Raw genomic sequence first — 15,820 nt, forward strand, 5'->3', positions numbered from 1 at the left:
ACCTGCTTCAGGATTACCAAATTCAGGTTAGCATGACAGAGAACAGTAATCCACGGGACAATGCCATTGCCGAGAGAATTAACGGTATTCTTAAAGATGAATATCTTCATCTCGAAGTAAGCAAGAACATCATTTTCACAAACAGTCAGTTAGAAAAAACAATAAACAAGTATAACAATAAGCGTCCACATCTGAGCTGTAATATGCTCACACCAGAACAGGCACATCTCAGATCAGGTACACTCAAAAAAAGATGGAAAACCTATTATAAAAAACAAGTAAATTTAAATGTCTAACCTGTAAACTTTTTTTAGGACGATACACACGTCGCGAACTATATCTCTTTAAACAACCAAGGGGTGATTTAAATGCCCTTGAAGTGTATAGCGCTCCAATTATTCTTATCTTTAATATCGTCTTTTCCTGAACGTTGGAACATCGCTTCGGGAAGAACGGTTTCCGCCAGCTAACAATAGTAAACCAAATAGGTGCGCTCACCTACCCCACCAAAACAGATGAGCCCAAACCAAACTACCTGCTTCCGGCATGGGAGCCCGACTATTTCAGACAAACCAATGAACCATTGAATCGGCAAGACACCAAAAAACCAAGCTATGAAAACGAACAACCGTCGTGATTTCCTGAAAAAAAGTATCATGGGCCTCTCCGGAACAGCCCTGCTCGCTTCGGGCACCAGCCTCGATGCATCCGGAAAAGCCATAGAGAACACACCTGCTACCTTACCTACCCGCCCGTTGGGCAAAACCGGCATCCACACGCCGCTCATCAGTATGGGAGCCAGTGGCGTCACCTCACCGGGACTGGTGAAGGCTGCCTACGAATCCGGCGTCAAGCTGTTTTTCTCGGCCAACTACTATGGCCGCGGAAACAATGAAATCGTCGTGGGCGAAGGGTTGAAAGGCCTGCCCCGCGACAGCTTCCTGGTAGGCACCGCTGCCATCCCCGATGACATGAACAAGGGCGCCGGTACCTTAATGAGCGGCTTTACCGTCGAAAAGTACATGAAAACCGCCGAGGCCAGCCTCAAACGTTTCGGGCTGGAGACCATCGACTTCGTACTGTTGCCGTTTGCCTCGAAGAAAGAGACCATCCAGAACGAGGCCGTGCTGAAGACATTTGAGCAACTGAAGAAACAAGGCAAGGTGAAGTATGTGGGCATTGCCTCGCACGGCGGCACCGTCGAAGCGCTGAACGCAGCTGCCGAAACGGGCGTGTACGACGTGGCGATGATAGGTTACAACTACAAGACACAGAATTTAGAAGAACTGAACACCGCCATTCATCGTGCGGCGAAAGCCGGAATGGGTATCGTGGCCATGAAAACCACGGCCGGCGCTGCCCGAAGCAAGTCTGGTCCGTCCATCAACACCGATGCAGCGCTGAAATGGGTGCTTCAGAATGAAAATATCTCGTCCATCGTATCGGGAATGACCTCGGTGGAACTGGTGCAGAAAAATCTGAAGATGATTCAGAACCTGAAGATGACCGAACAGGAACTGAAGGAGTTGGGCATGACTTCCGAAAACGGTTTAGGGTTGTATTGCCAGCAATGTCAGCAGTGCGTACCGCAGTGTCCGCACCACCTCGACATCCCGACCATCATGCGCAGCTACATGTACGCCTATGGCTACAAAAACCTGGAGCAGGCCTGGCACACGCTGGCCGAGGTCGACCTGTCGAACAATCCCTGTCACCTGTGCGACGTCTGCAACGTCAATTGCGCTTCCCGCTTCGATGTCCGCAACAAAGTGATGGACATTGCCCGGCTGAAGGATGTACCGATTGATTTGCTGAGTGTATAGAGCATCCATCCGGATTTGGTTTCAGGTTGCACTTAGAGGTTACTATGGTTTCTGTTGTTACTGTTGTTAGAGAGTTACAAGTTTCAGGTTGCGCTTCGAGGTTTCTGTTGTTGCAGTTGTTTCTGTCGTTACTATTGTTCGGCAAAAGTCCCTTCTTTCCGTCATTGCGAGGAAGCGAAGCATGAGCGACCGTGGCAATCTCATGATTAGCACAACCAACGTTTTCAAGAAAAAAGGACAACTACAAATACGGATTAGATGCTATTCTTTTGATCGAAAAAATCTACTCACCCCATCCGAATGGCATTCGGATTGCCCCTCTCTACAATTGTAAAGAGGGGCTGGGCCGGTGAGCAAATCAATGTTTGTATCCTATGACTTTGCCGGAAGAACTTCTTATCTGGGAATCGAACCATACAATCCTGCAGCGGCATTAGCCCTTCTCTATGTTAGAGAAGGGGTGGGATGAGTAGATGCTGAATGGAAAATTCCCCAATTCCCGGGAAGCAAAACTTGAAAAATCCGTATCTTTTCATCCCGTACGAAAACACCAAACCGCAATGAACCTAACAGACCTGGGTTATACTGACCAGATTGAAGCAACCAGAAAAGAACTGCAACTTGAGCAATTCGGGATTGGCCGGATTGTAGCTGAACACAAAGAGCGCTACATCGTCCGCACTGCCGACGGTGAATATGAGGCCGAGATAACCGGGAACATGCGTTTTACAGCTCAAGGCCGTGAGGATTTCCCCGCCGTGGGCGATTGGGTGGCCCTGACCCCTTACGACGCCGATTTCGCCATCATTCACCAGATACTGCCGCGCTCCTCCGTCCTGAAGCGACAGGCCGTCTCGCACTCCGGCGAAGTGCAGATCATCGCCGCCAACATCGACTACGCCTTCCTGGTGCAGGCCGTCGACCGCGACTTCAATCTTAACCGCCTGGAGCGTTATCTGACCATCTGTTATTCGTCGAACGTCAGTCCCATTATCGTACTCACCAAAACCGACCTCATCGATGAGCAACGAATAACCGAAATACAGGACAGCATCACACATCGCATCAAAGAGGTTCCCGTGCTGGCTATCAGCAACGAGACCCATGACGGCTACGAAGCCCTGAACAACGTCATCGAGAAAGGAAAGACCTACTGTCTGCTGGGTTCGTCGGGCGTGGGCAAATCGACGCTGTTAAACAACCTGTCGGGGCAAAACCGGATGAAGACCGATGTCATCAGCGAAAGCACGCACAAAGGGAGGCATGTGACCAGTCACCGCGAATTAACCATCCTCGAGAACGGCGGCATTCTCATCGATAATCCCGGTATGCGCGAAGTGGGTATCGCCGACACCGCCAGCGGACTGGAAACCACCTTCGACGAGATTATCAGCCTGGCGCAACAATGCCGCTTCAAGGATTGCACGCACACCACCGAAGCAGGATGCGCTATTCTGGAAGCCGTCGAAAAAGGAGAAATCGACGAGCAAGCTTACGAGAATTACATGAAAATGGAACGGGAGAAAAGCCATTTTGAATCGACGGTAGCCGAGCGACGAAAAAGAGACAAACAGTTCGGGAAATTCCTGAAGAACTACAAGAAGAAGGATATCAAGAACCGGGAAAAATAGAACAAAAGTACCCGAAAAAGATACGGCAAGCCTGAGCCTCACAAAGTAAAAGCACTAACTTTCCAAAAGAAACCAACGAACAATACTCACGATGACGAAACGAAACCGAATGAAGCATCAATGGATAATGTCCATTTTCATGTTTTTAGTCTCCATTTTTATGACCGTATCCTATTACATCAAGATTTCTATCAGTGACACGAGCGAACTAACGACTATTGCTTTCTATGTATGGATACTCTCCCTATTTGCCTGGCTGATTAAGGTCATTCATGATACAAGGGTGTTACGTCGAAAGAAGGAAGAATGACATACCTTTCCGAAACCATTGGAAATTTCCACTCGTGACAATTGAGGATAAGCGACACCCCGCAAAAGACGATCTTGTTATTCACCTAATTCCGGGCAAGCTTTCGCAGGAACCAATTCTACAATTTACTTCGAATTAGCTTATATTTACAATGCCTGACTGCATTCGGCTCAAAAGTCCAATCATTAAAAACAGGCCAGGTGCGTACCGAACTTATCTAACTACTCGAATGAAGCGCTCGTATCAAATACTGCTACACATTGCCTTCTGGTTAATTTTTAACGTACTGCAATATGCCCGGTACGTTGCACTGAATTATGGCGACATATCGCAGGCTTTTTACCTGATGGTTGGTGTACAGATTCTGATCAACCTCATTACATTTTATGGTTCCTACTTCCTCATCTTCACCCGGATTTTTGATTATTCCAAATTAAGGTTATTCACACTAATCGGTATTTACATCGTAATCAATATCGCGTTCAGGGTAGGCGTTTCCCGCTATATATTCTCATTTGTCGAAACAGAAAGCTGGCTTGATAAATACACATCCATCTGGTTGCAAACCCTCTTTGTATTCACTTACACTGGTCTGTCGTTTTTGGTGCGGTTTACCATTTTCTGGTTCCACGACCAGCAATTAAAGATGGAACTAATGAACGAAAAGCGAGCCGGCGAATTAGCCTTATTGCGCGCCCAGGTTAACCCCCATTTTCTGTTCAACACATTGAATAACCTGTACTCGCTGGCGCTGCAAAGTTCCGATAAGGTAGCTGTTGGTCTGGCCCGCCTGTCCGAAATTATGCGCTACATGCTAAAGGAATCGGACACAGATAAAGTATCTCTCGACCGGGAAATCAACTACCTCCAAAGCTTCATCGAATTACAAAAGCTACGTTTCCGTGACCCCGGTTTTGTTGCCGTTGAGATTAGCGGGGATTTTTCAGGAAAAGTCATCGCCCCCATGTTACTCATTCCGTTCATCGAGAATGCGTTTAAACACGGGAATAAAGACGCCCCGTCGCCGGGAATTATTATCAAACTGGGAATTGAACAGCAGACATTCCTCCTCCAGGTAACAAATGATTACAAAGAAAAAAGCGACACACCGACCAATAACGGGTTGAACGGAATCGGACTGGATAATGTGAAAAAAAGGTTGGAACTGCTTTACAAAAACAAGTACCGTTTGGAGATTAATAAAAAGCGGGATGAGAAAAAGTTTGAAGTCAGGTTAACCATAGAACTTTAAAGATGAGCATCAATTGCATAGCCATAGATGATGAGCCGTTAGCTTTGGATATCATCCGTAATTTCGCATCGAAAATACCTTTTTTAAATCTGATGGCTGTTTTCGAAAACCCGTTGGAATCGATTGATTTCATGAAAAAAAAACAGGTTGATCTCATCTTCCTGGATATACAGATGGACGATATCAACGGAATTCAGTTTCTAAAATTGCTGAACAATCGTCCTTATGTAATTTTCACGACCGCCTACGAAGATTATGCACTGACTGGCTATGAACTGGAAGCCATCGACTACCTGCTAAAGCCCATTTTCTTTGAGCGCTTTGTGAAGGCTGCAGATAGAGTTTACCGGAAAATGATGCCAGCGAATGAGGGTGAAAAAGAAATGACTCGTCATCAAGAGGCCAATCACGAAGACTTCATTTTTGTTAAGACTGGATTTCATCACCAAAGAATCAGGTACCGCGACATTTTATACATCAAGGGAGAAGGAGATTACCTCCGGATTGTCACGCATCAAAAGAAAATAATGACATTACTGAGTTTTAGGAATCTGCAGGAATTGTTACCCGCTGATGAATTCGTCAGGGTACACAAATCGTACGTTGTGGCTATCCGGCATATCGATTCCATCGAACGAAACAGAATTAAAGTGGGTGATGAAGTGATTTCGGTCAGCGGAACCTACAGCAAGAATTTTTTTGGTCTGCTAAAATCGAAAAAACTAATTACCTGAAGAAGAACAAACCCATCAAAAGAAACCGATCCCCTGTTCTACATTATCCCGCTGCTTTTTATTATAATTATTGAATTTGTACGCCACACTCAGGGTATAAACCGGATGTTTGGGAAAACGGTCAGTTATTCGTTGGTTAAAACTACTGCCACTCAAAATGAATTTTCGCTTTTCGGTATGCAAAACATCGTTACCGGAAATATTTACAGATAGCCTCTTCTGAAACAATTGCTGACTTACCGAGATACTCAAACCATAAATTTCCTTCATAAGAACCTGGTCACCCAGGCTGGGACCATTGTAATAGGCATTCGCTTGTATACGCATATTATCAAACGGTTTGATGTTGGTAATAACACGTGCCGACCAAACATTTTTATGTCGCTCAATCTGTTGATTGGTAACCTCTCCTTTTATGTAGCCATTGTAAACTTTGCCATTCGCATTTACCGACAGCCATTTGAGCAAGCTAAAGCTCCCCGCCAGCTCGACACCGATATCCCGTTGTTTGCCACGCAAATTTTCCGGACTATTCCGGTAAACCGAATCTTCGGTCAGGGACCGGATAGTCATGATCTTATCTTTCATCCGGTTGTAAAAACCTGTTACTGAAACCGAACTTTCACCGAATGACCGGTTATACTTAAATTCTAATGAATTGGTATAAGAAGGTTTTACATTGGCATTACCGGCAAACTCTCCCGAAATATCCCGGAAATACACCGTTGGGTTTAGCTGCAAATCGGTCGGACGCCAGATACTTCTGCTATAGCCAACCCCGATTCGTTGATGGTCCGCGAATGAACGACTAATATTCAGGTTTGGAAACAAACTCAATTGCCGGTACCTGTTATCAAAATCCCCGTTGAGTAAGGTGGTATTTCGGCTCTCGTACTCGGCGCGCAAACCTGCCTGTATTTGATTCCCCAAAATGTCACGTGTTACAGTTGCATAAGCTGCCCAAAGATTATTAAAACTTCGATATTCGTCGTTATTCCGAGATACCTGATTACCGGAAAACGTATGGGTAACAATGTTGTTTTTGATCTGTCTTTTATCCAGTGTCATCAACACACCGGATTCCAGTTTACCACTGTTACGAAGAGGTAACGAGTAATCCATTTGGTATTGCTGCCGGGTAATGTCCTGATGCCTTTTCAAATCATACGATTCGGCCAGACCGTCATTTTCCCACACTTGATTACTATTGTACAAATACTGATTATTCATCCGCGCCATGTTGACGACAATAAGGTGAGCGTCGAAACGAAGCTGATGTCCATCTTCATTAAAACGATGAACATCGCCCACATTGAAATGCCAGCCATACCGGTTGTTCCGCATAAAATCATCGAGAATATAAAAACTGGTATCCGGAACAATCCCTTCGGTGATGGTTTTCTGCGGACTCCATCCAAATACCGATAAACTCCGGCTGACATAAACAGAAGCGGTATTTCTATCGCTCACGAAATAATCGATTCCGGCATTTAGGCTTTTTCCGGTCCACAAAAGAACATTGTTGGAGTGAAAGTTCTGAAATCCGTTTTCTCCATCAATCATCCGTTCTTCGACCGAAGTACGATCCTGAAATATGGGATTCCGGTAGACATTCGCTGCCGTCGAGATATTCATTTTTTTGTTTCGGTAGCTGAGCGACAGACTCACATTATGATTGTCAGCTGTTGATTGCGAACCATCGACACTACCCGAAAAGCCGTTTAATTCGTTCGATTTGGTAATTAGGTTAATAATACCGGCAGCATGATTCGCTCCATACTTAGCCGAAGGATTGGTAATAATCTCGATTCTGCTCAAACTGGCTGCCGGTATCTGATTAAGGATATCAGTACTTTCGTCGACAGTGGGTTTGCCATTTATTAGAACAATAAAATCAGTGCTTCCCCGAAGTTTTATAGCTCCGTCTAATCCCTTTTCAACGGCAGGATGATCTTCCAGAATATCAGCAGTCATACTCCCGGCCCGATTATGACTTTGCGCGACATTAATGACGTCTTTGTCCATATGATATTCAAATGGCCTCCTTTCGGCACTGACCACCACCTCTCCTATTTCTTCTGCGACCGTATGCAACTTGATCTCACCCAGATCAAGCCTCTGCTCATTATCATTGGTTTTAATATCAGGAATGGTCTTTTCGCTGTACCCTAAACAGGTAATCTTTAGAAAATAAATCCCCCGAGGAATATTCCTGATAATAAAATATCCCTCTTTATCGGTGATTGTGCCTGTTACCAGGACCGAATCGTTCTGATTGTATAAGGCAACGGTAGCATACTCGAGCCCCTGTCTGTTGTTTAATGTGTCTTTGATTACACCCTTGACCTCTCCCCGGGTCTCTTCCGTAGCGGCATGACAAACAGCCGTTGAAATAAAAAAAGACACGAACAGGATGCTTTTTAAAAGCAAAGATAATGCGGTCAGGTTCATTGCTATGCAGTTTGGTTTTCGTAAAATTGATGGTTCTCTTGCCTGAAAGCAAAAACAATCGATAAGTGGCCCTAACTATTCGGTGAATGACTGTTTTTAATCGAAAAGCAGTTGATTAGGATGTCTAGCAGCAAAAGATTCACTTACTTTTTCCCAAAAAGCATAATGCAAAAAAGGACCGCCTTCAAGAAAGCGGTCCTTACATTTGATTCGAACAATAATCAATGGAAAGCAGCGGGCGCCGTATCCATCTCTGGAACAGTGCCCGTTGTACTTTTATATTCTTACATCATCCGCGAGTTGAGCGTGTACATTACCCAAAGCGTTCCTCCCACGAAGATAAACAGCAACAGGGCGGTAAACAGCAGGGCAATCACGTTCCAGCGCTGTGCCGACGATTTGTCGAGGTGCAGGAAGTAGTGCAGGTGCACCACCATCTGGGCAAAAGCTGCCACAAACAAACCGGCCATCGCCGTAGTGCGACTGAATGCATGACTCATAACCATTCCGAATGATACGATGGTAAGCAGAAGCGCCAGGATGAAGCCTGTAACGTAGGCTTTCGTGGTGATTTTGCCAGCTCCCATCTCTTCGCTATGTGATTGACTCATATTTTGTCTTTTTAAATTTTCAACAATCAAATTTCCGTAAGCCGTTTTAAATAACGTGCATCAGGTAAACAAAGCTGAATACGCCAATCCAGACAATGTCAAGGAAGTGCCAGAAAAGGCTGAGGCGCATCATACGGGAGCTGATTCCTTCGGTGATTCCTGATTTGGCAATTTGCCCAATCATGGTAGCAATCCAGATTATACCAAAGGTAACGTGGGCACCGTGTGTTCCTACCAGCGTAAAGAAAGCCGAAAGGAATCCACTGCGATCGGGACCGGCACCATCGTGAATCATATTAACAAATTCGTTAATCTCCATGCCGATGAATCCGAGTCCCAGCAAGGCCGTTATGATTAACCCAATGATGACCTGTTTTTGTTTGCCGTTGTGCATGGCAATCATGGTCAGACCGAAGGCAACGCTACTTACCAGCAGGAACATGGTTTCGACGAACAGGTAAGGTAGGTCGAACAAATCCTTTCCTGTGGGGCCACCGGCACTGTTAAAGCCAATCACCGCATAGGTAGCGAAGAGCACAGAGAACAGAACCAGGTCACTCATGAGGTAAATCCAGAACCCGAAGGTCCGAATCTCACCATGATCGTGATGTTCCGCGTCTGCGGTATGTACTGAAGCGTTTTGTGAAACGTTAGTATTCATTACTGTCAGATTTTTAATTATTCTTCTTTTCTTCCAGAGCAGCGGCCAATTGCTCGAAACGCTCATCCTCAATCCTTTTCACTTCGGCAGCCGGAATGATATATTCTTCGTCGTCGTGCGACGAACCGATAATCACGGTAGCAATGATGCCAATCATAGCGGCAATAGCCAACCACCAGATGTACCAAACCATCGCAAATCCAAAGGCCAGTACCAAACCGCCGATAATCGGTCCGCGTGCCACATTTTTCGGCATATGGATGTCGTGGTATTCAGCCGGACGCTGGTATGCAGTACCATTTTCTTTCATGGCCCACCATTCGTCGAGCTCGTTCACTTTCGGGATAACCGCGAAGTTATAGACAGGAGGTGGTGAAGAACTCATCCACTCCAGGGTACGTCCGTCGCCCCAGGAGTCACCGGTAAGGTCAACATTTTTCTTACGGTCGCGGATACTAACAAAGATCTGCATGCCTTGCGCCAGTATACCCAAACCAATGATGAGAGCACCAACAGCAGCGGCAATCAGCCAGGGCTGCCAGGCCATGGTATCGTAGTGTGCCATACGACGCGGCATACCCATGAACCCGAGTACATACAGCGGCATAAATGCTACGAGGAAGCCAATGGACCAACCCCAGAAGGCACGTTTACCCCATTTTTCGTCGAGCTTAAAGCCGAATACTTTCGGGAACCAGTACGCAAAGCCGGCAAAGTAACCAAACAGAGCACCCGGAATAAGCATATTATGGAAGTGAGCAATCAGGAACAGACTGTTGTGCACCACGAAGTCAGCCGGCGGAATCGCCATCAAAACTCCGGTCATTCCTCCAATCACAAAGATGGTGAGGAAGCCCAGCACCCAATACATTGGTGTGGTAAACGTAATACGCCCCCGGTACATGGTAAAGAGCCAGTCGTAAACTTTTACCCCGGTGGGTATCGCAATCAGCATGGTTGCAATTCCAAAGAAGATATTCACATTAACGGTATTACCCATCGTGAAGAAGTGGTGCAACCATACGGTGAAAGATAGAATCATGATGGCTGCGGTCGCCCAAACCAGCGATACATAACCAAAAAGTTTTTTCCGTGAGAAAGTAGCCACCACTTCGGAGAAAATACCGAAGGACGGAAGAACTACAATGTATACTTCCGGGTGACCCCACATCCAGAACAGGTTGTTCCACATCATCATGTTACCACCCATATCGTTGGTGAAGAAGTGCATGCCCAGGTAACGGTCGAGCGTCAGCAGGAACAGAGCACCGGTAATCACCGGGAACGACAGAATCATCAATACGTTGGTGGTCACGGTAGTCCAGGTGAACAGCGGTAATTTCATCCAGGTCATGCCCGGTGCCCGCATCTTGACAATGGTCACCAGGAAGTTCACCCCGCTAAGGAGCGACCCAACCCCCGCTATCTGGAAGGCCCACATCCAATAGTCGACCCCCACACCGGGATTATATGTTTTCTCAAACAGAGGAGCAATTCCGAACCAGCCGGCGTTGGTAAACTCACCTACACCAAGTGAAATCATAATCAGTCCGGCACCGGCAACGGTGAGCCAGAAACTAACCGAGTTCAACACCGGGAAGGCAACATCGCGCGCACCAATCTGGTGGGGAATCACCAGGTTCATCAAACCAATCACAAACGGCATCGCCACAAAGATGATCATGATGGTACCGTGCGAACCAAATATCTGGTCGTAGTGGTGAGCAGTGAGGTATCCGTGATCGGCACCTGCTGCCATCGCCTGCTGGCCACGCATCATCAGCGCATCAGCAAATCCACGCAGCATCATCACCAGCGCCAGTACGATGTACATCACACCAATACGCTTGTGATCGACACTTGTGAGCCATTCGTGCCACAGGTACGGCCACTTTTTAAAGTAAGTTATCAGGGCTATTATTACCAGGCCCGCCAGCGAAGCACTGACTACGGCCCCCATGATGATCGGATCGTTGTACGGTATATCCGATAAGGTCAACTTTCCAAACATATTATTTATCCTCCATAGTTTTAGTATGTACATCTCCCGAATCGGACGGCATTGTCATGGCACCATGTCCTTCATGCATTTTCGTTGAATCCTGCATGCTATGCATGTGGTGCATATCGTCCATATCATCCGTCATATTCATATTGTGGTCCGAACCGCCCATCCATCCCATGAACTGCATCATGATGTGGTTAAAGAGCTTGGGTGCCACCGATGAATACGTGGTAACCGGGTAATTAATATTGGGCTCGCTGAACTCCTTAAACGTAGCCAGGGTCATCTTATCCGGAGATTGCTTGGCTTTTTCCACCCAATCTTCAAATTCTTCCTGAGAAGTGGCAACTGCATCGAAGTGCATGGTTTCATAACCATTACCGCTGTACTCGATGTTTTGTCCCAGATAGGTTCCTTCGTGATCGGCCAGCAAATGCAACTTCGTTTGCATACCCGCCATCACATAAATCTGACTTCCCAGCTGCGGAATGAAGAACGATGTCATCACCGAAGCCGACGTCAGCTTAAAGTTTAGCGGCGCATTGGCCGGAAAAACCAAATGGTTCACTACCGCGATATTGTAGTCGGGGTAAATGAACAGCCAGTTCCAATCGGTCGAAACCACTTCGATACGAATCGGCTTCACTTCCGACTCAAGCGGTTTGTAAGGATCAAGTTCGTGGGTTTTGACCCAGGTCAGATACGAAAGGGCTGCCACAATGGCAATCGGCACCAGCCATACCACCAGCTCAATTTTGTGTGAGTGGGCCCAGTTAGGCTTGTAGGTCGCCTTTTTGTTAGAAGCTCGGTAACGTACCGAAAACCAAATGACCATAACAAAAACGGGAAGTACAACGATCAACATCAGAATAAACGCGATCTTGATCAGGAATGCTTCCTCGCTACCAATAGGTCCTTTGGGATCGAGCACCACCATATTGCTACAACTGCTCAGGAAAACCGTGCCTAGTAACAATACCACTCCCATTAAAAATTTGTAACGATTTTTTTTCATCATTGAGTTCCTCGCAACATTTATAACAGATTTAATCAATTTCATAGGACATCCATGTATCAACTAACATTTTCTTCAATTTCGGGAGGGCAAAACTAAAACCGCCTAGCACCCAAACGAATAAAATTAACAATTTTCGCTGGTCGAAAGCGTAGCTCACCCTTCATACTTATGGTCCCGCTTACGGCCATCTTCATCATCGCCTCACAATCAATTGTTAAAATATATGAACTTTTACTAAATGATTACATCATGCTATTTTTAAAACACTTACCGCCACTTCTCTCCTTCCGAGCTTAACATGAATACAGTCATTTAACAATTTTAAATATGAAAAGTTAAATAACCTTCCATATTTTACAAAACAGTCGCAAATTTATTTTTATTTTGTCTAAATAATACAACGAAGACAGAAAAGATTTCGTCATTTGCCGGAATAAAAAATTCTAAGAGCAATTTCGGCGGGAGAACTTTTTGTCGCACAATTGGTTTTATTGAGACATTTGTAAGAACATGAAACAACTGAAAGATTTCTTAAGTATACTGACTGAACTGAACAAGACGCGGATTACGTTTGTGGTTACCCTGACGACTCTGGCGGGTTATGTACTGGCCAACAAACACATCGATTCGAATGTCATCTTACCCATGCTTGGGATTTTTGTCTTGGCCTGCGGTTCGGCTGCCCTGAACCATTACCAGGATCGGGACAAAGATGCGTTGATGGAACGCACTCAAAACCGTCCATTGCCATCCGGACGCATATCAGAACGGAATGTTTTACTGATATCCGCCATCGAAATTCTGGCCGGAACCTGGATTATTTACATTGGCAGTAACCTGGAAGCCGCCATACTCGGTTTCATGGCGTTTATTTGGTACAACGGCATCTACACGCCATTAAAACGGGTGACAGCGTTTGCCGTTATCCCGGGAAGTGTGATTGGCGCCATTCCTCCCGCTGTCGGTTGGGTCGCCGGCGGTGGAGCTTTGCTCGACATCCGGTTGATAGTCCTCACCGTTTTCTTCTTCATTTCGCAGGTGCCTCACTTTTGGCTGCTCATGCTGAAATATGGTAAAGAATACGAAGTGGCCGGCTTTCCTTCCATCACTTCCGTGATGACACCGGTACAAATCAAACGGGCCATCTTCATCTGGACGGTTGCTACCGCCATCATCGGAGCACTGATTGTTCTTTCGGGACTGGTGATCACCACGTTCTTCAAAATCATGGTTTTCGCCGCCGCGGTATGGTTAATCGCCTTGTTCTCTAGACTCCTGCGCAAAGCCTATTTCGATTTCAACCCGTTTAGGTACTTCATGAGCATCAATTACTTTGTACTCGTCCTCATTATCGCGATGATTGTGGACCCGTTGATGTAAGAGTTTTTCTTTCGTAATAAACGTAACAACATACCATTCCGGTTTGGGCACTTATTTCCCTAACCGGATTTTTTTATTTTCCACTTTCCGAAAACTTAGCAACAACTAACCTTCAGATTTACACTCATTTTGTGTAATTTAAATCTGCTTTACGCGACAAATACTCTACTACCAGCAGAATTCTACCTCATACCTTCGTCTCACAATTTTTTTCAAAGGCATTCCAGAAACCAAATATCACCGTCATGAAAGCAAACTACCGCGCACTTCTCATCTTTGTTCTCGGTTTTGGTATTTTCATGCTGACCCGAAGAAGTATGTTCTTCCCAACGATTTCGGTAGCCATAGTTATTGCACCCATTTTCATCCTGCGCTTCATCCGGACACAACCTGCCGGAAGAGGCAGCTTGTTGACCTTCGTCGGATTTTTACTGAGTATGAATATCGCCTTGTGGGGCCTTTTTGGTAGCTCGACAACGATTCTGGTCGTGAATCTCATTCGGAGTACGCTGCTTTCCATCTTATATTTCCTGCCATACCTGCTTGACAGACTACTGTATCCAAAATTTCAGAAAAAGCCGTTTTTATCGACACTCATTTTTCCCGTTTCGCTAACCGCTGTCTTCTTCCTGTCATCACTGGAAGGTCCTTTCGATGGGACCGTTGCCAAGACCGTTTATGCCTACGGGCCATTGGTTCTCCAGCAACTCAACTCCTTAACCGGACTTTGGGGATTTACCTTTCTCTTTTCGTGGATAGCTTCAATAGTCAACTACGCGTGGGAAAACAACTTCGTTTGGCGGAGGGCACGGAAACCGGTTCTCGTATTTCTATCGGTTTTTGCAGCAATTATCATATTCGGCGCATTAAAAATCTCATCATTCATGACTCCGAAAACCCAAATGGTCAAAGTGGCCAGTGTTGTTTTACTTCCGGAAAACGGAAAAGTGATTCCAATGAATGAGGTTTATGAAAAGAAACTCATATCACCTTTCAAACAAACCATCGACAGAATCAATAACCTGACGGCAACCGCTGTACGAAACGGTGCACGGATTGTGGCTTTCCAGGAATATGCCATAACCATCAACGAAGATAGCGAACAACAACTGCAGGCTGCTTGTCGAAAGATTGCCAAAAACAACAATGTATATCTGAGCATTGCCTATGCCTGTTTCGCCAATGAAGGAAAAGGGAGCAACAAAAGCCTGTTAATCGACAACGACGGAAACATTTTGGTTGATTACACCAAACGATATTTGCTTGGCATTGGCGACATCGGTGAAACCCGTGTCTTTCATAAGGGTGCTGAAATCATACAAACTGTTGAAACACCTTACGGAAAAATCGGTGTATCGCTGTGCCGGGACATGAATTTCCCTTCATATATCAGGCAAGCTGCACAACAGCATGTCGATATCATGCTGAATCCTTCCTATGATAATCCCAAAGGTTTATCGCCCGGATACTATCAACGCTCCATCGAGTTTGGATTCTCGACCATCCGCCCAACTTATAATGGTATTAGCCATGCAGAAGATTACCACGGAAGAATATTGGCACAAATGGATTCAGATGAAACCGATTCGGGAATTCTTTATGCCTTAGTTCCTGTCAGGGGAATCAAAACATTGTATGGAAAAACCGGCGATTGGCTGGGATGGCTCAGTCTGATTTTTTTGATCGCCTTTAGTATTCCTCCAGTTCGAAAAATACTCGTTTAAATAAATTGCTTTTGCTCAGCACAACCGGGATTTTCTATAAACCTTTCAAACCCTGGCTTTACTTCAGGCAAACGAAACCGGGAAAACAATTTGCCATTATCTTAGTGAAAACTGAATATCCCTTTTTATGGAACATTAAATAGATCTATCTGCCGTACATTTTGGGAGTGTTTATTTAGAGAATCTATAAATAAACCGTTCGACTCGAACGAACGATTTT

General features: G+C 45.5%; 13 protein-coding genes. 8 read left to right on the forward strand and 5 right to left on the reverse strand.

Annotation, left to right across the window (positions count from 1 at the left end; genetic code table 11):
* From T426_RS0116355 to T426_RS0116385, 6 genes are all read left to right on the forward strand, one after another.
* Positions 1-296, forward strand: a 296-nt coding sequence (locus tag T426_RS0116355; RefSeq protein WP_027585975.1) for an integrase core domain-containing protein, incomplete at its 5' end; no start/stop codon positions are given.
* 318 nt (positions 297-614) lie between these two features.
* Positions 615-1,823, forward strand: coding sequence for an aldo/keto reductase (locus T426_RS0116365; protein WP_027585976.1), 1,209 nt, complete (start codon positions 615-617; stop codon positions 1,821-1,823).
* A 560-nt stretch (positions 1,824-2,383) separates the two neighbouring features.
* Complete coding sequence (rsgA, locus tag T426_RS0116370; protein WP_025865732.1) at positions 2,384-3,454, forward strand: ribosome small subunit-dependent GTPase A; 1,071 nt, start codon at positions 2,384-2,386, stop codon at positions 3,452-3,454.
* A 91-nt stretch (positions 3,455-3,545) separates the two neighbouring features.
* Complete coding sequence (locus tag T426_RS0116375) at positions 3,546-3,764, forward strand: hypothetical protein (RefSeq protein WP_148303832.1); 219 nt, start codon at positions 3,546-3,548, stop codon at positions 3,762-3,764.
* Between the two features lie 229 nt (positions 3,765-3,993).
* Positions 3,994-5,016: a sensor histidine kinase gene (locus T426_RS0116380; RefSeq protein WP_025865731.1), complete on the forward strand. Its 1,023-nt coding sequence runs from the start codon at positions 3,994-3,996 to the stop codon at positions 5,014-5,016.
* Positions 5,017-5,018: 2 nt separating this feature from the next.
* Positions 5,019-5,750, forward strand: coding sequence for a LytR/AlgR family response regulator transcription factor (locus T426_RS0116385; protein ID WP_025865730.1), 732 nt, complete (start codon positions 5,019-5,021; stop codon positions 5,748-5,750).
* A gap of 15 nt (positions 5,751-5,765) precedes the next feature.
* Here T426_RS0116385 and T426_RS0116390 read toward each other — a convergent pair whose 3' ends face one another.
* The 5 genes from T426_RS0116390 to cyoA form a co-directional block, all read right to left on the reverse strand.
* The gene (locus T426_RS0116390; RefSeq protein ID WP_169737691.1) at positions 5,766-8,156 is read right to left on the reverse strand and encodes a TonB-dependent receptor; all 2,391 of its coding nucleotides are present in this window, start codon (positions 8,154-8,156) and stop codon (positions 5,766-5,768) included.
* 329 nt (positions 8,157-8,485) lie between these two features.
* Positions 8,486-8,812, reverse strand: coding sequence for a cytochrome o ubiquinol oxidase subunit IV (cyoD, locus tag T426_RS0116395; RefSeq protein ID WP_025865728.1), 327 nt, complete (start codon positions 8,810-8,812; stop codon positions 8,486-8,488).
* A gap of 46 nt (positions 8,813-8,858) precedes the next feature.
* Positions 8,859-9,473, reverse strand: coding sequence for a cytochrome o ubiquinol oxidase subunit III (cyoC, locus tag T426_RS0116400; protein WP_025865727.1), 615 nt, complete (start codon positions 9,471-9,473; stop codon positions 8,859-8,861).
* 13 nt (positions 9,474-9,486) lie between these two features.
* Positions 9,487-11,484 (reverse strand): cytochrome o ubiquinol oxidase subunit I, encoded by a 1,998-nt coding sequence (gene cyoB / locus T426_RS0116405; RefSeq protein ID WP_027585978.1) that lies wholly within the window; start codon positions 11,482-11,484, stop codon positions 9,487-9,489.
* 1 nt (position 11,485) lies between these two features.
* Positions 11,486-12,496 carry a ubiquinol oxidase subunit II gene (gene cyoA / locus T426_RS24045; protein ID WP_234406859.1) on the reverse strand — a complete coding sequence of 337 codons (1,011 nt, stop codon included), beginning with the start codon at positions 12,494-12,496 and terminating at the stop codon, positions 11,486-11,488.
* A 510-nt stretch (positions 12,497-13,006) separates the two neighbouring features.
* On the opposite strand from cyoA, the gene T426_RS0116415 reads away from it, so the two are divergent.
* Both T426_RS0116415 and T426_RS0116420 read left to right on the forward strand, forming a co-directional pair.
* Entirely contained in the window at positions 13,007-13,876 is an 870-nt protein-coding gene (locus T426_RS0116415) for a protoheme IX farnesyltransferase (protein WP_025865725.1), read from the forward strand.
* Positions 13,877-14,121: 245 nt separating this feature from the next.
* Entirely contained in the window at positions 14,122-15,600 is a 1,479-nt protein-coding gene (locus T426_RS0116420; RefSeq protein ID WP_025865724.1) for a nitrilase-related carbon-nitrogen hydrolase, read from the forward strand.
* Positions 15,601-15,820 lie beyond the last annotated feature (220 nt).

This window comes from Prolixibacter bellariivorans ATCC BAA-1284 (assembly GCF_000621705.1).
GTDB classification, from domain to species: domain Bacteria; phylum Bacteroidota; class Bacteroidia; order Bacteroidales; family Prolixibacteraceae; genus Prolixibacter; species Prolixibacter bellariivorans.